18 protein-coding genes are annotated in these 18,857 nt (G+C 53.9%); 6 read left to right on the top strand and 12 right to left on the bottom strand.

Annotated elements, in window-relative coordinates:
• Nucleotides 1-30 precede the first annotated feature (30 nt).
• Both EDM54_RS22090 and EDM54_RS22085 read left to right on the top strand, forming a co-directional pair.
• Complete coding sequence (locus EDM54_RS22090) at nucleotides 31-507, top strand: chemotaxis protein CheW (protein ID WP_003386646.1); 477 nt, start codon at nucleotides 31-33, stop codon at nucleotides 505-507.
• Entirely contained in the window at nucleotides 495-1,406 is a 912-nt protein-coding gene (locus EDM54_RS22085; RefSeq protein WP_003386648.1) for a M23 family metallopeptidase, read from the top strand. The genes EDM54_RS22090 and EDM54_RS22085 overlap by 13 nt, the downstream gene beginning before the upstream one ends.
• Before the next feature lie 108 nt (nucleotides 1,407-1,514).
• Here EDM54_RS22085 and EDM54_RS22080 read toward each other — a convergent pair whose 3' ends face one another.
• The 7 genes from EDM54_RS22080 to EDM54_RS22050 all read right to left on the bottom strand — a co-directional run bounded on the left by EDM54_RS22080 (nucleotide 1,515) and on the right by EDM54_RS22050 (nucleotide 8,057).
• The gene (locus tag EDM54_RS22080; RefSeq protein ID WP_003386649.1) at nucleotides 1,515-2,183 is read right to left on the bottom strand and encodes a hypothetical protein; all 669 of its coding nucleotides are present in this window, start codon (nucleotides 2,181-2,183) and stop codon (nucleotides 1,515-1,517) included.
• Nucleotides 2,184-2,272: 89 nt separating this feature from the next.
• On the bottom strand, nucleotides 2,273-2,851 hold the full coding sequence (gene thpR / locus EDM54_RS22075; RefSeq protein WP_024984982.1) for an RNA 2',3'-cyclic phosphodiesterase: 579 nt from the start codon (nucleotides 2,849-2,851) through the stop codon (nucleotides 2,273-2,275).
• A gap of 148 nt (nucleotides 2,852-2,999) precedes the next feature.
• On the bottom strand, nucleotides 3,000-3,488 hold the full coding sequence (locus tag EDM54_RS22070) for a hypothetical protein (RefSeq protein WP_003386651.1): 489 nt from the start codon (nucleotides 3,486-3,488) through the stop codon (nucleotides 3,000-3,002).
• 153 nt (nucleotides 3,489-3,641) lie between these two features.
• Entirely contained in the window at nucleotides 3,642-4,703 is a 1,062-nt protein-coding gene (locus EDM54_RS22065; protein WP_003386652.1) for a hypothetical protein, read from the bottom strand.
• The gene (surE, locus tag EDM54_RS22060) at nucleotides 4,700-5,500 is read right to left on the bottom strand and encodes a 5'/3'-nucleotidase SurE (RefSeq protein ID WP_003386653.1); all 801 of its coding nucleotides are present in this window, start codon (nucleotides 5,498-5,500) and stop codon (nucleotides 4,700-4,702) included. The genes EDM54_RS22065 and surE overlap by 4 nt, the downstream gene beginning before the upstream one ends.
• Before the next feature lie 215 nt (nucleotides 5,501-5,715).
• Nucleotides 5,716-6,147: a TerB family tellurite resistance protein gene (locus tag EDM54_RS22055; protein WP_024984980.1), complete on the bottom strand. Its 432-nt coding sequence runs from the start codon at nucleotides 6,145-6,147 to the stop codon at nucleotides 5,716-5,718.
• A 101-nt stretch (nucleotides 6,148-6,248) separates the two neighbouring features.
• Nucleotides 6,249-8,057: an SgrR family transcriptional regulator gene (locus tag EDM54_RS22050; RefSeq protein WP_122958785.1), complete on the bottom strand. Its 1,809-nt coding sequence runs from the start codon at nucleotides 8,055-8,057 to the stop codon at nucleotides 6,249-6,251.
• A 117-nt stretch (nucleotides 8,058-8,174) separates the two neighbouring features.
• Between EDM54_RS22050 and EDM54_RS22045 the strand changes: the two genes are divergently transcribed.
• Nucleotides 8,175-9,401: an MDR family MFS transporter gene (locus EDM54_RS22045; protein ID WP_122958784.1), complete on the top strand. Its 1,227-nt coding sequence runs from the start codon at nucleotides 8,175-8,177 to the stop codon at nucleotides 9,399-9,401.
• A gap of 44 nt (nucleotides 9,402-9,445) precedes the next feature.
• On the opposite strand, the gene EDM54_RS22040 is transcribed toward EDM54_RS22045, so the two are convergent.
• The 5 genes from EDM54_RS22040 to EDM54_RS22020 all read right to left on the bottom strand — a co-directional run bounded on the left by EDM54_RS22040 (nucleotide 9,446) and on the right by EDM54_RS22020 (nucleotide 14,845).
• On the bottom strand, nucleotides 9,446-10,243 hold the full coding sequence (locus EDM54_RS22040) for an ABC transporter ATP-binding protein (protein WP_003386658.1): 798 nt from the start codon (nucleotides 10,241-10,243) through the stop codon (nucleotides 9,446-9,448).
• Nucleotides 10,236-11,168 carry an ABC transporter permease gene (locus tag EDM54_RS22035; protein WP_024984977.1) on the bottom strand — a complete coding sequence of 311 codons (933 nt, stop codon included), beginning with the start codon at nucleotides 11,166-11,168 and terminating at the stop codon, nucleotides 10,236-10,238. Before EDM54_RS22035 ends, EDM54_RS22040 begins: the two co-directional genes overlap by 8 nt.
• Before the next feature lie 15 nt (nucleotides 11,169-11,183).
• Nucleotides 11,184-12,242, bottom strand: a complete 1,059-nt coding sequence (locus EDM54_RS22030; protein ID WP_003386660.1) for an ABC transporter substrate-binding protein — start codon at nucleotides 12,240-12,242, stop codon at nucleotides 11,184-11,186.
• 142 nt (nucleotides 12,243-12,384) lie between these two features.
• Nucleotides 12,385-13,395, bottom strand: coding sequence for an ABC transporter substrate-binding protein (locus EDM54_RS22025; RefSeq protein ID WP_024984975.1), 1,011 nt, complete (start codon nucleotides 13,393-13,395; stop codon nucleotides 12,385-12,387).
• Nucleotides 13,396-13,501: 106 nt separating this feature from the next.
• The gene (locus tag EDM54_RS22020; RefSeq protein ID WP_003386662.1) at nucleotides 13,502-14,845 is read right to left on the bottom strand and encodes a hemolysin family protein; all 1,344 of its coding nucleotides are present in this window, start codon (nucleotides 14,843-14,845) and stop codon (nucleotides 13,502-13,504) included.
• 148 nt (nucleotides 14,846-14,993) lie between these two features.
• Here EDM54_RS22020 and EDM54_RS22015 point away from each other — a divergent pair, with 148 nt between their 5' ends.
• From EDM54_RS22015 to EDM54_RS22005, 3 genes are read left to right on the top strand one after another with little or no spacing between them, the layout of a single operon-like run.
• Nucleotides 14,994-16,712: a DNA repair helicase XPB gene (locus tag EDM54_RS22015; protein WP_174768861.1), complete on the top strand. Its 1,719-nt coding sequence runs from the start codon at nucleotides 14,994-14,996 to the stop codon at nucleotides 16,710-16,712.
• A gap of 52 nt (nucleotides 16,713-16,764) precedes the next feature.
• Nucleotides 16,765-17,334 (top strand): RNA polymerase sigma factor, encoded by a 570-nt coding sequence (locus EDM54_RS22010; protein WP_003386667.1) that lies wholly within the window; start codon nucleotides 16,765-16,767, stop codon nucleotides 17,332-17,334.
• Complete coding sequence (locus EDM54_RS22005; RefSeq protein ID WP_024984973.1) at nucleotides 17,315-18,733, top strand: hypothetical protein; 1,419 nt, start codon at nucleotides 17,315-17,317, stop codon at nucleotides 18,731-18,733. The genes EDM54_RS22010 and EDM54_RS22005 overlap by 20 nt, the downstream gene beginning before the upstream one ends.
• Nucleotides 18,734-18,857 lie beyond the last annotated feature (124 nt).

The raw sequence follows: 18,857 nt of genomic DNA, 5'->3' as shown, positions 1-18,857 counted from the left end.
TTGCAAAAGGATTTCGGGAGGGACCAGGTAATGGAAACGGTGAAACTACACGGAGAAACGGACTGGAACACAGAAGGAAGCACGGTTCATTCCATTCTCTTTCAAATGGGAAAAGAGTACTACGGCTTACCGATTTCGTTGGTAAAGGAAATCATCAAGCCTTTGCCCGTGACCCGTTTTCCCAAGTCTCCCCCATTCGTCGAAGGCGTGATTGACCTGCGCGGGCGCATCCTGCCGATCATCAACCTGCGGACGATGTTTGGCCTGGAGCCGCTTCCGCTCACGGAAGAGAGCCGGTTTGTCGACTTGCAGCTGGACGGGCTCGATATTGGCATTGTCGTCGAAGCGGTCTCAGAGGTCATGCACATACCGGCATCGCTGATTGAGCCTGCTCCTCCGATCGTGAGTGGAGTCGATGGGAAGTTTTTGAACGGGATTGCCCGGGTGCAAGATAAATTGATCATGCTGCTCGATGTGGACGAGATCTTCTCCACATGGAAAAAGTAAAAATGACACGGAAGAAATCGTCTTTCTGCTACACGCCGGAACAGCTCCCTCTCGCCTTTCTGCAGGGGGAATACGAGCAGATTTACGCGCAGACAAGCCCCGCTTTTCGCAAAAGAGTCTCTGCCGCTGAGCTTCGCTCGCTGGGAGAAGACTTCCACCGCGGTGTAGATCGCTACAAGCTGCAATCTACCATACTTCTGGAGCACGCGAAACGATATGTCTGGGTAGACGGATCGGGAGAAAAGGGATTGGCCGCTGCCTTTGACGAGGAGGGCACGATCATCTCCCTCGTCATTTTGCACCTCGAGACACATCCGGAGACTGACAGCATGCTTACCCGTACCGTGTTCGTTCCTCCGTTTGCCGGAGAGTGGCTCACGTACTGGGGAGGCCATAACGAGCTGGTCAATTATCATTACGCCTATCCGAACCAACGATACGCCTTTGATTTCCTCGTGATGAAAGAAGGCCGCACCTTTACGGGCGACCCTGCGGCAAATGAGAGCTATTACGCGTTCGGGCAGCCGATCCTCGCACCGGCCTTTGGAAAAGTCGTAGGAGTCGTAAGCCATATACCAGACAACACTCCGGTCGGAACGGTAAACGAGACACAGCCTGCCGGCAACCACGTCATCCTGGAGCACGAAGCTGGCGAATACAGCCTGCTTGCCCATCTCAAGCAAGACTCTGTCTGCGTCGAGGTCGGCGATTGTGTGCAGCCGGGCGATTTGATCGGGCTCTGCGGCAACTCGGGAAATTCCAGCGAGGCTCACCTTCATTTCCAGGTATCTGATTCTCCTGTTCTTTTAAGCGGACACTCGATACCGGTCCGCTTTCAGGACGGACGACGGATCGTACAGGGGCAGTTGGTATCGGGCCCGGACCGGCGAAGCGAATAAAAAAACAGGCGAAGCGCCGGACTCCGCCTGTTTTTGCATGTTCGTACATTTTTTCTTTCTCCGTCAGAGTTGCGGGGTCATCTTTTCATGCATGACTACGTCCTTCCCTTATTTCTGACCGCCGCTCGCCAAATAGGAATAGCTGACCCACACCATTTCCTCGATGCCCAAAATCTCCTTGAACAAATCGACTGAATCGTACAAAAGCGACGCCCCTGTCTCATCATCGAAATCCGTCAGCAGCTGCAAATCAAACAGGGAACGAAGCTGCTGCACCTGCTTGGGACCGACAATCCGGTTGAAGCATTGCGGACAAGCCCGTTTAATCCCCTTGCTTACTTCCCTTCGATACTGGTCGGACCTTGCGACCCTGTCCAGAATGTCATCGTACATCTGCCTTACGTCCTCGCTCTCGGTTATGGCCTCATGCAGGTTTATGTGGGGGTAGAGGCGGGCAAATTCCGCTTCCGCCATATCTGCATCCAGCGAATAGCTGATTGTCGCCGACGACACCTCGAAGCCCGCGTCAAAGAGCCGATACCCCCATCCGTTGTCTTCGGCGTCATGGAACCAGAGGAGCGGGACACACTGACGGGACAGGTTCAGAATAAATTGCAGGGTATGGGCTGTCTCAAGCCACTCATCCCGCAGGAAAAAGGCATTCCAGTCCCGGTTGATGTTCCTATGGAAATAAGGCTGCCTCGATTTGGGCAGGGCGATTAATACTTTTGGTTCATATTTGCGTGGATACAACATGCCTGTCGTGAACTCACCCATCCGATTCCCACCGCTTTCTGGCAGGCTCTCCCTGGTCTGGCACGGTTTGAGCCATCGTTCTTGCTACCAGTTTATTCATCGGATGGCGATTATTTGCCGTGTTCTTTATCAAACGTGCTCGTGTGGATAATCGTATGTACCGCCCCATCCGGCCGCAGCTCTGACTGGTAGAGGTGAAAACGGGTCACTTCCCAGGCGGGCGGCTCCGAGGAGAGGAGTCGTTCGTTCCATTCCGCTAGAGGCACCCCTTCCTGGCCAACCTTGGGGCCTCTTGCCAGCGTAATATGCGGGCTGTATCGCTTCTTGTCATAGGTCAGGCCGGGATGCAGATCAAACCGCTTGCCCAACAGCAAATGAAGCTGTCTGAGCGGGTCTGTCTGTCCGCGAAGCCCGAGCCAGAGGACTCGGGGACGTTCTGCGTGGGGAAATGCGCCGAAGCCTCCGACCTGCAAAGAAAAAGGCGAAATAATTTCGCTGACAATATCCATGTCCTTGCAGATTTCTGGCACCAGCTTTTCTCCTACCTCTCCGAGAAAATGCAGGGTGAGATGGAGATTGTGCAGTGACTGCCACCGATCTGCCTTGATCAGGCTCTTCACCTGTTTTTGCACGCCCGCAATGTAGCGGACAGCGTCATCGGGAATATCCAGAGCCACAAAAAGACGCATCGACATATTCCTCCTCTTGGCAACATCGCATTTGAAAACGTGGCCTCGCCAAGCTTTATGGGGAAGCCTTCGTTGCACTTATGTCGATAGGTGCATTTTCATAAATTCCTGTCGACAAAAAAAGCCCGCCCGCACGAACGGGGAGCCTTTATGCGGCCATCATCTTTCCTGTTACGATGCCCAGAACGCAGCGTACGTATTCGTTCATCCTGCTCGCACCGGGCTCGGCCTGAAAAGCAATGGTCAGCTCTATATGTCCAATATGTCCTGCGGGCGGTCTGTGCCAAAACAGCTCCACTTCCCCGTACAGGATTTCTTCGATTCGCTGCTTCAACCACTCGATATCGGTCTGCGGGTCACAGGACAGCGAAAACTTCATCGTAACCGAAATTGTTTTGCAATCGGCCAGATCGTCCGTCAATGCGTTCAGCTTCCCTTTGACAGCGACCACTCCCGCTTCCCCCCAAAGGGCGTATTCCAGCGTCGCCTGCAAGCGCGGATGGACATGCAGTTCCATGGCGGGAAAGCGGCCATCTACCTCTAGTGAAAACCGTTCTGCGAGCTTTTCCACATCCTCCTGAAACCGACGGGCACAGTCGGAAATCGCCTCAAATCCCTCAGGTTGTACTGTGAACATCCTCCTCACCCTTCCATGGAAAATCTGTCTATATCTCTTCGCAATGATGGCTAAACTTTCCTTTGTTGAATGGTGACTTCTTTTCCCGTTTTTCCACGAAAGAATGCTCGTTCCACAATCGTCAGTCGTCATGCGGGTGCCCTTCCGAAAAAACTACTCCGACACGTTCTCGTACGGATTCAGCTCTCCCGGATACAGCCTGTCAAAGATAGCTCCTAGCCGCTCCGCACTCGTCTCATCCAGCTCCAGATGGTAGAGTCGCCCCGCTTCCATGCGAATCAAAGGATAAGCTCCGTGTCTGAGCGGCACCGCATCCTCTGTCGAAAGAAATTCCGGCAACGTAAAGAGAAAGCGTGAAAAAGGATTGGCTTCATCTTCAGTCAGATGAACCACCTCAAACAAGTCTGACATCTCCGGTGTCACGATGAGTCTCAGCAGCCCATCATGTTCGGCTGCCCACACGGTAAAAGACCTCTCCCTGACTTCGCTTCTGGCATGGCGCCGCATCACCCATACAGCTTGATGGACGGTGCTCATCAGCAAATGCTGGGCTTCATCTGCGCCGTGTTTGTCCTGCAATCGCATAAAGTCGATCAAGTAGGCCGTTCCCTTTTCCTCCAGCTTTGCATCCGAGAGGAAAGAGAGCGGAACGCTTTGCGCTTCCGCTGCTTCCTGTACCTCGGCCTGATGCGGAAGCTCGTCAGCCCTGTCGAAAAACAATGCTTCCACCATCGCATGCGCTTGTCTCGCTTCCTCTGGCGAAAACGTAATCCCCTCCGTATAAATATGCGTCAGCCGTCCCTCTTCAAAGGCCAAATAGTGCAGGGGAACCTCGGCTTGTTCCAGCATCCGCAGCGCCATGCCGCGGTCCTCAGTTCGCTTGATGTCAAACGACAGCGGAAAGCCCAACGGATCGAGCGGATCAGTGAGCGTCCAGATGACAGCCAAAAGCTTGTTGCGATACGTTTTAAACTCGACGGAGACAGCGTCCCGTGTCGATTCGCTGAAGGCGTCAATGCTCTCGAAGACGAGGAACAGCTCAACATCGCCAGCCGCAGACATTCGGGCAAAGTAGGGCAATCCTTCTGTCTCTGCCAAATGATACAGATCGGAATAAACCGCGGAATCAAGCACCTCTCCCTGGGTATCGGATGTCGGCGATACCCGCTTCGGATCGGGGATCAAAGCGGGACGAAAGGACTCGTGAACCGTCATTTTTTTTCGTTGCCCGACTGCTTTACAATCGGCCACTCCAGCATTTTATCGAGCAGTGTCCGGTCTGTCGCGTCGATATGTACCGGGGTTACCGCGATGTATCCGCGTTTCACCAGATAGTAGTCTTCTTCAGGTGTAGGATTGCTTCTGTCCGGGTATTCGCGAGTCAGCCAGTAGCCTTCTGCTTCCTGATTGTATTTGTCTTCGTAGTGGTTCATCGCCAGTGCGGCAGGGACGATTCCGCGGATTTCTTCCGGCGGCAAATGCGGAATGTTGACGTTCCAGAACACTTCGGGAGCCAGTCGATCCTCTCTTGCCTGATCGCAAAACAACTGCAAAAGCGGGCGAATGATTTCCTCCACCTGTCCGTAATTGTCCTGGTCGGTCCAGTTGTCATAGGAGAGAGCCACGCCCGGAATGCCCAAAATAACGGCTTCTCTCGCTCCGCTGCAGGTACCCGAATAATAAATGTCCCGTCCCAGATTTGTCCCTACATTGATCCCGGAAAAAACGATATCCGGTTTTTTGCCTTCCTCAAACAACAGGTGGTAGGCGCCCTTGATACAGTCGGCAGGATTTCCGTCGATCGTCCACGCGGTCACCGGCAGTCCGTAAAAGGAATGCGGCTTAGGCGAGAGCGCACTGCGGTAGGTCAGGCCGTGTCCTACGCCGCTTCTTTCCTCGGCGGGAGCTACAACAAAAATCTCTACATCGGACAAGGCGAGAAGCGCTTCAGCCAGTTTGCGGATGCCCAAAGCCTCAATCCCGTCATCATTCGTCAACAATACTCGCAACATATCATATCCTCCCTTTTCGTGACGCTGCTGCCCATGATTTCTTTGTTCCGGCAAGCCGCGTCCGGATTCTGGCAGGCTGTCTTCTCCTTATTGTACCAAAAAGACCTTTTGTCCGGGAAAAAAGAGGCGTGCAAAAAAACCGCAGACCGGTTTGCACGCCTCTATAGCTATTCCCATTTCACACCAGAAAAAACTGCTTCCAAGCACTCACGGACTTATTCGCCGACGATCTCCTTCCAGCGGTCGCGCCATTGAATCCCTTCCACGATCCATTCTTCCACCTGTTTTTGCTTTTCTTCGGAGATTCCCAACAAGCAGGAAATTCGTCTAATTTCCAACGTTTCCGCAAGCGAAAGCTTTTGATCGACCAGGGCGATTTTGTACAACTGCCGGAGCAGACCGAGCTTCTCCGGCAGAGACAGGTCCACCATGTCCTTGACGATGGTTTCCGGCTGCTTGGGGTAATCCATATCGTCCATGAGAATCTGTCTTTCTCTCAGCGTAAAGTGCTCCGAGTTGACCAGCTCATGGATTCGGCTCACTTCTTTGTTTCCTATATAACCATCTGCATGACCGACGCAGATTATGAGGCGAATGGATGCAAACAAAATATGTTTGTCCTTTTCCGTTTTCGTATACACTTCTATATCCTCCCTCGAACTCTTGGACGCTGATTCTTGTTGTTATATCGTTTCCTAATTATACGATGAAAGAGGAAAGCGGTTTCATACAAAAATGTGACATTTTTTTATGTTCTCACCACAATTCGACAAAGATCCGGCCAACCGTATGCACCAAGCGAGATACCGCCAAGCCTCGAGTCCGCCATAGCTTCGATCCGATTGCTGTACAAGGGCAAAAACAGGCGCTGGCTGGCGATCCATTTCATCAGCTCCTGCATTTTTTGCGTTATTTGCTCCTCATCTGCTGCGGCACACCCTCTCTCAACACGTTCCATCACCTCATCGGCAAACCCAGGCGAGAGAAAATGAGACAACGCAGCCGAATCGTCAAATAAAAATTCCAGGAGTGACAGGTGCTCGCGCTCATCCATATTGGCGCTGTCCAGGATGAGATCAGCCCCGCGCATCTGTTGGCTCGCCAACACTTCGGGCTCGACATAATGGATCGCCAGCTTGATGCCGTATCGCCCCAGGCGCTTTTGCAGCCATTCCGCATCTTCCACATGATCGTATTCGGGCATCGTGAACAGACTGAGCGTCTCGCCCCGGTAGCCGCTTTGACGCAGGAGCTGCTGAATTCGCTCTTCCCTTGGACGCTCAATCTCTGGAGGCTTGACCTGACTTCCACTCCAATGAACAGCCGGCTGTCTGTCCCCTCCCAGCTCGGCCAGCATCGCCGGACGGTCGATAATGAGATCGAGCGCCTCCCGGAGTGAATCGTCCTGGAGCGGCCCCGGCTTGCCTGCATTGCAAGCCAGGTATTGAAAGCACTGCTCGATCCTGTAAACGGTTTGCCAGTCAGCTCGCATGGTCTCGCCGTCAACGCCAGCCTCGCCGGGAGCATACAGGATTCGGGGGATGTCTGCTTGCCCGAGCTCAGGCGCAGTCTCGCGTTCCGGCACCTGCCACAGCTCGATCCGATCCAGAAACGGCCTGCCCCCAAAGTACGGCTCGAACGCCTCCATCACCAGCATCGAATCGTCGTTGCGGACGATCCGAAACGGACCCGTGCCTGCCGGCATCCTACCGAACTCCTCCCCCATACGCTCCGTGTAATCCTCCGGAACGATTGCAGCGTACTCTTTGCTGAGGGCATGAAGAAACAGAAAATCCGGACGATGCAGCATGACTTTTACGACGTATGAATCAATGACCTCCACCTGCCGGATCGAGCGAGTAATCCACCGATGCGGGGAGGCCTGTTTGCCGAGCCTGAGCAGGGAATAGCGCACATCCTCCGCTGTCAAGGCACGGCCATGGTGAAACCGTACGCCTTTGCGCAAATAAAACGTATAGGCTGTGCCGCCATTATCCACTTCCCAATAAAAGGAAATTCCTGGATCTATTGTCTTGTATGCGGGATCAAAGCGGACGAGTCCGTCAAACACGTGACGCACCAGATTTGCCTCTGAACGCATCAGCAGTCTGGCCGGGTCCAAAATCGGCTGCGGTCTTGACGCAAACAGCCGCAGCATATCGAGCCGCTTGCCGTGGCTTTTTTGGACATGCAGCCCGAACTGGCTGTCCATCCAACGCCCAAACGCCTCTCCTAGTCCTTCCCATTCATCCTGGTGAAGGGCTACAAGCTCTTGTCCGTCGCGAATATCTCCGCGAAGAATCATTTCCTGGGCCAGGGAGAGCACGACATCCCCCGGCTGCAGCCGAAAGGTCAGCGTCGACTGATTGCCCCTGCCCCTTCCTGGCCGCCAGTCTATCCATCCCCGTTGCTGCAGCTTTTTTACCGTTGTCGCGGCATTTCGCTTCGTACAGCACAAGTGAGATGCGACCTGCTCCAGACTGATGGAAATCGGGCGGGATACGCCTTGCTCCCGAAAAAATGAATACAGCCGATGGTAGTGTTCGAACAAAAGCATGCGATAGTCCCCCTAAAACATGAAAAAAAACGGGCCGAATCTGTACCCTTTTTGTCCTGGTGTTTTCCCCGTACAATCGGGAACAACCCAAAAATCATTACAGAAAGGATACCAGATATGAACGAGAAAGCGACACGCCTTTTTTCCAGGTACCCTGTGATCCTCTGGGTCCGGCTCTTCGGCGAGCTGCTGACGGAGCTGTCCCGCAGCATGATAACGCCGTTTCTCATTTTGTACCTGCACGAAAAAATCGGGGGAAGCATCCCCTTGATTATGCTCGTGATCGGGCTGCAGCCTGCAAGCGACATTCTCTTTACGCTGATCGCGGGAGGCGTAACCGATCGGTACGGCCGTAAGCCGATCATGCTGCTCGCCCTGCTTTTGCAAGGCCTCAGCATGCTCGGAATGGCCGCGGCAGGCTCGCTCGCAGCGTTTGCCCTTTTGTACGTGCTAAACGGCATCGGCCGTTCTCTGTTTATCCCGGCAAGCCGGGCCGTGCTGGCCGACAGCATGACGGCCAAGCAGTTGACAGAGGCCTTTGCCCTTTTGAGTACGGCAACCTATATCGGAGCCTCCGTCGGCCCTCTTCTGGGCGTTCTGGTCTATCAGACGGCACCTGCTCTTGCCTTTGTCTGCACCGGTCTTTCGCTGTTTCTGTATGCTGCTGTCATCTGGTGGAAGGTGCCGGAAACGAAGCATCAGGGGCAAAAAGAATGCGCGAGCGCACACGAGCAAATCTCGTTTCGCAAAGTGGGCGCCCATCGCGCTGTGCTTTCCATGATGGTCCTCGCTCTGCCGATCAGCTTCTTCTATGCCCAAACCGAGACGAACCTGCAGCTTCATCTGAAGAACGGCTTCGCCAATTATCTCGATGTGCTGGCATGGCTCGCTTTGACGAAAAGCATCTCGGCGATTGTGCTTGAGTTTTGGCTGGTGAAAGCTACTCAGCGCTTTTCCCCCCGCCGACTGGTGGTCTTTTCCTACATCTGCTTCGCCGCAGTCTCTTGGACTTACGGGAATGCCGACAGCATTATCCTGCTGCTGTGTATGCAACTGGTGTTCGTCATGGGAGAAAGCATCGGCCTGAACCATATGCTGACGATGGTATCCAAAATGGCTCCCGCCGCGATGCGGGGCAGGTACTTTGCCGTGTACGGCTTGCACTGGGACATATCGCGCACGCTCGGCCCGCTTGCCGGCAGCTTTCTGTTTCTGCACTTCGACGGAGCCGTCCTGTTCACCATCGCGACGGCCTTGCTTCTGATCGGTGCTGTGATCCAAAACGTTTTCCTTCGCCGCATGGAAAAAGCCTCCCCGCTTAGTCGGGAAGGCTCCGGTTCGTAACTAGCCCGTGTATTCGTTTTGAATGCAGGCTCAGCATGACACCCCTAGGACAAAAGATACCGGTCCTCGCTGAAGGACTCTCCGCCGCGGGCTTGTTCGAAGGCCCGCAGGAGATCCTGCGGCTTCATCGTTTGCTTCTTCTCCTGAGGAATGTCCAGGATGATCCCGCCGTCATGCAGCATCAGCAGGCGGTTCCCCATATTGAGCGCCTGCTCCATGTTGTGGGTGACCATAATGGTGGTCAGTTTGTACTGCTCGACGACCTTTTGGGTCAGATCGACGATCAATTGAGCCCGTTTTGGGTCGAGCGCAGCCGTATGCTCGTCAAGCAGCAAGATCTTCGGCTCCGTAAAGGTAGCCATCAACAGGCTCAAGGCTTGTCGCTGACCTCCCGACAAAAAGCCTACCTTTGTCTTCAGGCGGTTCTCCAGCCCCTGATCTAGCTGCCTCAACTGTTCGCGGAACAGCTCCCGCTTCCGGTTGTTCACTCCAAATGAAAGTGTCCGCCGCTTTCCGCGCGCATAAGCGATCGCCAGATTTTCCTCGATCGTCATATTCGGCGCAGTCCCCGCCATCGGGTCTTGAAACACGCGGCCAACAAAGGAGGCCCGTTTGTGCTCGCCCAGCTTTGTCACGTTTTTTCCGTCGATGATGACGCTGCCGGTATCCGGGATCAGTCCGCCGGAGATGATGTTCATCAGCGTGGATTTCCCCGCTCCGTTGCTGCCGATAACCGTAATGAACTCGCCGGGAGTGACGTTCAGATTGATTTCCCGCAGAGCGATTTTCTCGTTGACTGTCCCCTCGTTGAACACCTTGCGTACACGTGAAATTTTAAGCATCGCCTCTCCCTCCTTTCGTCGCCCGGAACGGCTGCCTTTTCCAGACGCTTTTTGCAACCGCCGGAACGGTCAGCGCGATAATTACGATGAGCGCCGTAATCAGCTTCATGTCGGACGGATTGAGCCCCGCGTCCAAGGCAAGCGCGATCACCAGACGGTACACGACTGAGCCAAGGATAACGGCGAGCGTAGCGCGGAAGATCGACGAGCTGCCAAACAGCACTTCCCCGACGATCACGGAGGCAAGACCGATGACGATCATCCCGATCCCCATCCCTACGTCGGCAAAGCCTTGGTATTGTGCGACCCAGGCGCCGGAAACTGCGACCAGCGCATTGGACAGGCCGAGCCCGATAATTGTTGTCGTATCCGTGTTGGCTCCAAAGCTGCGAATCATCTTCGAGTTGTCTCCGGTTGCGCGGATATCAAGTCCAAGATCGGTTTGCAAAAACCAGTCGATAATAGCCTTCAGCAAAAGGATGCCGATCAGGAAAACGAGGGCAACCCCGGTGAAAAAGACGACCCCTCCCACCGCGAGATTGGGCACCCCAAGATCTTTCACAAAGGTATACAGCGTGTCCTCGCGCAGAAGCGGCAAATTGGCCTTGCCCATGATCCGAAGATTAATGGAATAAAGTGCAATCATCGTCAGAATCCCGGCCAACAGACCGTTGATTTTGCCCTTCGTGTGCAATACTCCGGTAAAGATGCCCGCTACCCCTCCGGCCACGAAGGCCATCAGGGTAGCGAGAAACGGATTCGTTCCTTCGATGATTAGTCTGGCTGCCAGCGCCCCGCCCAGTGCAAAGCTGCCGTCCACGGTCAGATCGGGAAAGTTCAAGATGCGAAAGGTCAAATATACGCCCAGGGCCATGATCGCGAACAACAAGCCCTGTTCGATTGCTCCGTGTAATGCCAGATTCATAATATCCTCCTACGATTATTGCTCAATCACTTCGCCAGCGCGATCAAGCATGGATTGCGGAATTGTCACGCCCATTTTTTCTGCTGCCTTCTTGTTCAGCACCAGCTTCATGTCGGCTTGCATTTCTACAGCCATGTCGGCAGGCTTGCTTTCGCCCTTGAGAATTTTCACGGCCATGTCGGCTGTTTGCGCGCCCAGTTTTGTGTAGTCGATGCCGTAGGTTGCGATCGCGCCGCTTTTGACGGAGTTCTCTTCGCCGGCGACTACCGGGATTTTTTGCGATTCGGCCACACCGAGAACAGCGGAGATCGAAGAGACGACCAGGTTGTCTGTTGGAACGTAGAAAGCATCTACTTTGCCTACCATCGATTCAGCCGCCTGCTTCACTTCTGTCGCGCTCGTTACGGCTGCTTCCTGTATCGCCAGGCCGAGCTTCTCGGAAACGGCTTTGGCTGCGTCTACCTGCACCTTGGAGTTGACTTCGCCGGAGCTGTAGATGACACCTACTGTCTTGGCGTCAGGCTTCAGTTCCTTTACCAGCTTCAGCTGCTCTTCCACCGGGTTCATGTCAGACGTACCGGTTACATTTCCGCCCGGCTTATCCATCGCCTTTACCAGGCCCGCTTCGACCGGATCGGTCACCGCTGTAAACAGGATCGGAATGTCCTGGGTCGTCTGCGCGGAAGCCTGAGCGGTCGGAGTCGCGATCGCCAGGATGAGATCAACCTTGTCGGAGTTGAACTTCTGGGCGATTTGGATCGCTGTGTCCATGCTCGCCTGTGCCGAACTGATATCGTACACGACTTGCTTGTCTTTTTCATATCCGTTCTTTGTCATCTGTTCGATAAAACCTTCGCGTGCCGCGTCAAGCGCAGGGTGCTCCACAAACTGGGCGATACCGATTTTTACCTGCTTGGTTTCCTGAGAAGGTGCTGGTGCTTCTGCCGGCGTCTGAGCAGATGGCTGGGCAGAATTGTTTGCCGGTGTACTTTGTTGCCCACATGCTGCAACGGACAAAAGCAGCAAAGGACACAGAATTTTCTGGACCAATTGGATAGACTTTCTTTTTCTCATAATGTATCAAAACCCCCATTTGAAATTTTTTTAATCTTACCATGATTAAAACAGGTTGGAAAGCTGTAATCTGGTGCTTTCGGGGGAAGTGATACAAATCCTTGAAAAAAAGATAAGAAGAGAGCTTGGCGCTCTCTTCTTTTTACTTCACGATCTCTTTCGCCTGTGATTTGAGCGCTTCGGGCACAGTCAGGCCAAATGTTTCCGCGGCCTTTTCATTGATGTACAAATCAGCTTGTTTGGAAACCTCTACCGGTGTGTCAGCGACTTTTTGTCCTTTCAGGATGCGAGAAGCCATTTCACCGGTCTGCTTGCCGATTTGATAGTAGTCGATGCCGTACGTAGCCACTGCTCCCCGCTTCACCGTGTCGGTATCGGAGGCAAATACCGGGATTTTGTTCTGCTCCGCTGCTCCCAGTACCGCTTCAAACGAGGATACGACCGTGTTGTCGATCGGGATAAACATGGCGTCCGTTTTACCGGCAAGCCCCTGTGCTGCAAGCTGTACTTCAGAGAGCTGGGAGATGCCGGCCTTGACTACTTCAATGCCCTCTTTTTTCGCCGCTTCTTCCAGTTCCTTTACCTGTACCTCGGAGTTTACCTCCGAAGTCGTGTAAATAACGCCCAGCTTTTTGAGCTCGGGCAGGAAGGTTTTGACCAGCTTCAGCTGCTGCTCCATGGATACCTTGTCGGAGGTGCCTGTGACGTTTTTGTCAGGCTTTTCCAGACTGCTGACCAGTTGGGCAGACAGCGGATCGGTCACAGAACTGAAGACGACCGGCTTGTCCGTAATCGCCTTGGCGGCTGCCTGCGCGGATGGCGTAGCGATCGCTATCACCAGATCTTTTCCGTCGCCGGCATACTTCTGCGCAATCGAGACCGTATTATTCATATCACCGTGGGCGTTCTGATAATCGAGCTCCACGTTTTTTCCATCTTCATAGCCGGATTCCTTCAGTCCGTCGACAATCCCCTGACGGATCGCGTCCAGTGCCGGGTGCTCCACAAACTGGGTCAACCCGAGCTTGACGACTTGCTCACCACCCGCAGCAGGCGTAGCCGAACCGGTGCTTGCGGCTTCCGGCTGGTTGCCACAGGCTGTCAGCCCCGCGAATAAACATGCGGATAGTAAAAAAGATACTGCTTTTCTCATCTGAACTTCCTCCTCTAATCTCTGCTAAGCTAAACTTGTGTCCCATTATAGCACAATTTTTTCGGATGAAAAGATTTTTTGCCGCAACTATCGCAAACGCTTTGTCTCAGCCGTTTGGAACCGGCTCCTCCTGGCCTTCCTGCTCTTTTGGCGCTTCCTTCGCGACTTTTTTTACCAGCACCCTCGTAATCCGGTAATGATCGACCTCGCCGACGACGAATTCATAGCCGGTATGCCGCACCGTATCCCCGACTCGCGGCGGATGGTCGATCTGCATGTAAATCCAGCCGGCGAGTGTGTCTACCTCTGTATCATCGAGATCCAGGTCGAGATAGTCGTTTACTTCTTCCAGCAGCATTCGTCCGTCAAAGGAAAGCTGGCCGTCCTTTTTTTCCACCTCGGGCCGTTCATCGTCGAATTCATCCTGGATGTCGCCGACGATCTCCTCCATAATATCCTCCAGAGTAACCAGCCCCGCCGTTCCCCCGTACTCGTCGATGATGATGGCGAGCTGCACCCGCTGTTTTTGCAGCATGGTCAAAAGACGGCTGATCGAGATCGTCTCCGGGACGGTCAAAATCGGGCGCATGATCGATTCCAGGCTGTTGCTCTTGCCTTCCAGCAGGCTGGTCAAAAGGTCCTTGATATGCAGGCTGCCGACGACGTGGTCCTTGTCCCCGTCGACCACCGGGTAGCGGGTAAACCGGCCGTGCTGGACGAGCTTGATGTTTTCCTCCAGGGAGTCGTCGAGATTGAGCACGACCATATCTGTACGCGGGACCATAATTTCTCTGGCCATCGTTTCTGAAAAATCAAAGATGTTGTCGACCAGCATCAGCTCGGTTTGGTCGATCAGTCCGCTTTTGTGGCTCTCGCTGACCAAAATCCTGATCTCTTCTTCCGTGTGCGCCTCCTGGTGCGGCTCCATCGTGATGCCGGCCAGACTCAAAATTTTTGCAGCCGACCAATTGAGAAAGGCGATAAACGGGTACATGACCTTATGAAACAACTGGATCGGTCTGGACACGTGGAGGGCTACCCATTCGGTCCGCTGGATGGCGAGCGATTTGGGAGCGAGCTCGCCGAGGACGATATGCAAAAACGTAATGATGGAAAAAGCGATAATAAAGGAAATGCTGCCGACGAGGGCCTCGTTCATTCCGAAATAGTGAAAGACCGGATGCAAAAGATGGGCGATGGCAGGTTCTCCAAGCCACCCCAGTCCCAATGACGCGAGGGTAATTCCCAGTTGACAGGCCGACAGATAAGCATCCAGATTGTCCAGCACCTGCTCTACATTCCCCGCTCTTTTGTTGCCCTCTGCCACCAGCTGCGTGATGCGCGATTCCCGCACCTTGACCACGGCAAATTCAGTTGCGACGAAAAAGCCGTTGAGAAGGACGAGGATTACGATCAGGAACAGATTGAACACGTTCCCCCATACGTCCATGCCGTCTCTCCTCCTTCATCGGGGTTTCTTCGGGTTAGTGTAACCCACACAGTCCCAAAAGTTTCCCCGCGGCACTGCGCCAACAAGGACTGGAGCATTTTTCCACTGAGAAAAGGCGGTTTTTCTTTCTATATCATGATGTGATAACATGGTGCTAAACGAACATACAATCGGCGAGGTGAAGAAGTTGTCGTACCGTCCCGATTTGCCGATGATTGTGCAAAGCGATCGGACCATTCTCCTGGAAGCCCAGCACCCGTTGTTCAATGAGGCGCGTCAGGCGTTAGCAGGCTTTGCGGAATTGATCAAAAGCCCCGAGTACATCCATACGTACCGCATTACGCCGCTTTCCCTGTGGAATGCCGCAGCGGCCCATATCGCCCCTGAGCAGGTAACCGAGGTGCTTGGCACGTATAGTAAATACGGAGTTCCTTCTACGATTGTCCGTGAGATTCATGAGACGATGAAGCGCTACGGACTTATTCGTCTGGAAAAAGCAGCGGATCAACTTCTTTTGACCGGCGACGATCCCCTGCTGCTGCAGGAGCTGACGAGCTATCGCTCGATATCGTCATTGTTGGAGGAGCATCGGGAAGAGCACGAGTATCCGGTCAAGCCGTACGCACGCGGTTTGATCAAGCAGGAATTGATCCGCCTGGGGTATCCCGTACAGGATCTGGCAGGCTATACAAGCGGCGAGGATTGCCCTGTTTCCCTTTTACCGACCACGGCTTCCGGAAAGGCGTTTTCCTTGAGAGGATACCAGCAGGAAGCGGTGGATGCTTTTCATGCCGCCGGATCGGCCTTGGGCGGCAGCGGCGTGCTTGTGCTCCCCTGCGGGGCGGGCAAAACCGTTATCGGGCTGGGAGCTTTGTGCCAGCTTCAAAAAGCAACCCTGATCCTGACCACCAATACCACTTCTGTCAGGCAGTGGATTTCCGAATTACGGGACAAGACAGACCTTGATCCCGCCATGATCGGAGAGTACACTGGCGAGCGAAAAGAAGTGAAGCCCGTGACTGTGGCCACATACCAGATTCTGACGTACAGACCGGACGCAGAAAGCGACTTTCCGCACATGGAGCTGTTTTCCAAGCGGGATTGGGGATTGATCATCTATGATGAGGTGCATCTGCTGCCCGCTCCCGTTTTTCGCGTCACATCAGGCATTCAGGCGACGCGCCGGCTCGGACTGACCGCTACGCTTGTCCGCGAAGACGGACGAGAAGAGGACGTCTTTACGCTGATTGGCCCGAAAAAGTACGAGATGCCGTGGAAAGTGCTTGAAGAGCAGGGGTGGATCGCCGGTGCCACATGCCAGGAAATCCGTCTGCCCTTTGAGGCGAAGTGGCGGGAGGCTTACGCCCATGCCGGAGCGAGACAAAAGTTCCGGATCGCTGCAGAAAACCCCCGCAAGCTCGATGTCGTCAGAAAGCTGCTCGACCGCCACGGAAATGACCGGGTCTTGATTATCGGTCAATACGTGGAGCAGTTGGAGCAAATGGCACAGCTGCTGGACATCCCTGTCATTACCGGAAAAGTGCCGGAAAAAGAACGGGAGTCGCTCTACCAGCGCTTCAAGGCTGGCGATCTTACGCGGTTGATCGTCTCCAAGGTAGCCAACTTTGCGGTCGACCTGCCCGATGCCAATGTCGCGATTCAAATATCCGGTACATTTGGCTCGCGGCAGGAGGAAGCGCAGCGGCTGGGCAGAATACTGCGGCCAAAACAAAAAGAAAACACGGCCCATTTCTACACCTTGGTCACCAGGGATACGAGAGAGCAAGAATTTGCTATGAATCGCCAGTTGTTTCTGGTAGAACAAGGATATAAATACGATGTGATAGAAATAGAGTCGCTGGACTGAAACGTTTCAGCATATGCCAGCGTCACATAGAGGGAAGGAGGCCGGAGATTCGATGCAATCCGACGCCGAAATCATTCAGCGGATTCTCCAGGGCGACATTGAAGGATACCGGGAGTTGATCCAAAGGTATCAGCACATGATTTACGTGTTTATCTACAAAATGGTAAACAATCGTTCCGATGCGGAAGACCTGACGCAGGAGGTCTTCGTCAAAGCGTATGAAAAACTCTCCACCTTTCGGGGGGACAGTCAATTCTCCTCCTGGCTGCATACGCTCGCACGCAACAAGACAATCGATTTTATCAGACGGCGCAAGTTCCATGATTCTGACGAACAACTGGCCTACGTCCCTTCCCAGGTGCGCGACGAATCTCCCCAGGAGTCGCTCATGAACAAGGAAACGCGCAGGGAAATCGAGGAGGCTTTTGCCTTGTTGTCTGATTCGTATCGGGAGGTCATCGTGCTGCGCTGTACGCATGAATATCCTTTCGAAAAGATTGCTGCGCTGCTCGGCATCGCCGAGTCGACAGCCCGCGTCCGATATTTGCGCGCTCGCCAGGAACTGGCCAAACTACTTTCACGCAAGGAAGGGGGGCTCGTACATGAACTGCCAGGAATTTAGAAAAGCTTGGGAAGACACCACGAATGAGAGCACGCTTTTCCATATCGAAACATGTGAAGAGTGCATGGTCTGGATCGAAGCACAATTTGCAAACGGCGAGGAGGTGCAGTTCTTGAAAGAGGTTCCTCAGCCGTCGGCGCAATTGGAAGACAACATTATGCAAGCGATATACAAGATGACCGGACAAGAGTCTACTCCCCAAGCCGCTGCAGCCCTTGTCGTCAAACCGGCTGCGCCGCGCCGCTTCAGACCGAACATCTCTTCGATGGCATGGGTTGGTGCCGCGGCTATCCTGCTTGTCGTCGGTGCGATCGGCTTCCAGCAAACACAAAACAGCAGCCAGGAAATCAGCATGAAAGCGGAGTCCAGCGCAGCCGATATGCAAGGCGCCATCGTTTCCGCTCCCGCTGCAAACAGCCCGGCTTCTGCGGCCATGGACACAAAATCAGGCACTCAGGCCTTTGGCGGCAGTTCAACTGAGTCAATCCAGGCAGCACCGCCTGAAAGTAAAGCAGCACCTGCTCAGGAAAAAGCCGGACAACCCGATGGGAATGCAGGTGGCCCAAACCAATCGGCTTTTGGCAATCAGATTGCCATGGATGTACCTGCTGAGAAAATCGGCGAGCTGAAGTCTGCCAGGGAGTCTGCAAAACCGGAAGGAAATGAAGCGCCCGAACCCAAACGGCCGATAATCGCTGCCCGCAATGCAAATGGAAAGCCTCCTGCAGATCAGCCAAAAGCGAAAGGCAATGCGGAAGCCGCGCCAAATCAGCCAGGGCAGCACAACCCGGTCGCAGGCGTTCCAGCGGACGAACAGAACAAAGCGCTGGCCAATCAGCCTGTAGGCGCACTGGCTCTGGACGCGAATGCCGACGAAGCAGGACAGCCTGCCGCGGAGCACGCACCTGCGCTCGTTGGACCTGCTGTCTCGACTATGGCAAAGTCGGAAATTACCCTTTCCAGCTTTTCTGATGTAGAGACGGCGGCACACGCCTCAGATATGCCTGTACCCCAGGCAGGACAGCTGCCTGAAGGTTTTTCTCTGCATGCGATTTCCGCTCAATACGAATCGCAAACCAGTCAAAAGGTCATTCGTTTGACATCTGAGTACAAGCGAAACAAAGACTGGATCAAGGTAGAAGTGGTTCGCAATGAACACGGGAAACGGAGTCTGTCCATCCCTGGCACCTTCACCGCGACCCAACTGTTTACCGTTCAATCAGAGCAAGCCATTGCGGTTACTTTTGACAAACAGGCAAACGCGGGCGAAGCCGCAGCACAGCACGCCGTACACTTCAACGCCCAACCGGACAATCAATCGCTGTACGTCGTTGTCACAGCAAACGGGGTTACACTGGATCAGCTTGTGGAAGCGTCAAAGCAAATCACATGGCAGTAAGAAAGACGCGGGTAGTCGCTCCCGCGTCTTTCGTTATATGAGGGTAGCCAGCAGAAGTTGGCTGGCCATTTTTTATTTTGGGGAGTGAGGCATCACCCTCACTCTCAAATCCCTGCTCTATCAA

The sequence above is a fragment of the Brevibacillus borstelensis genome, from assembly GCF_003710865.1.
Classification (GTDB): domain Bacteria; phylum Bacillota; class Bacilli; order Brevibacillales; family Brevibacillaceae; genus Brevibacillus; species Brevibacillus borstelensis.
This window is presented reverse-complemented; position numbering and strand designations above follow the sequence as displayed.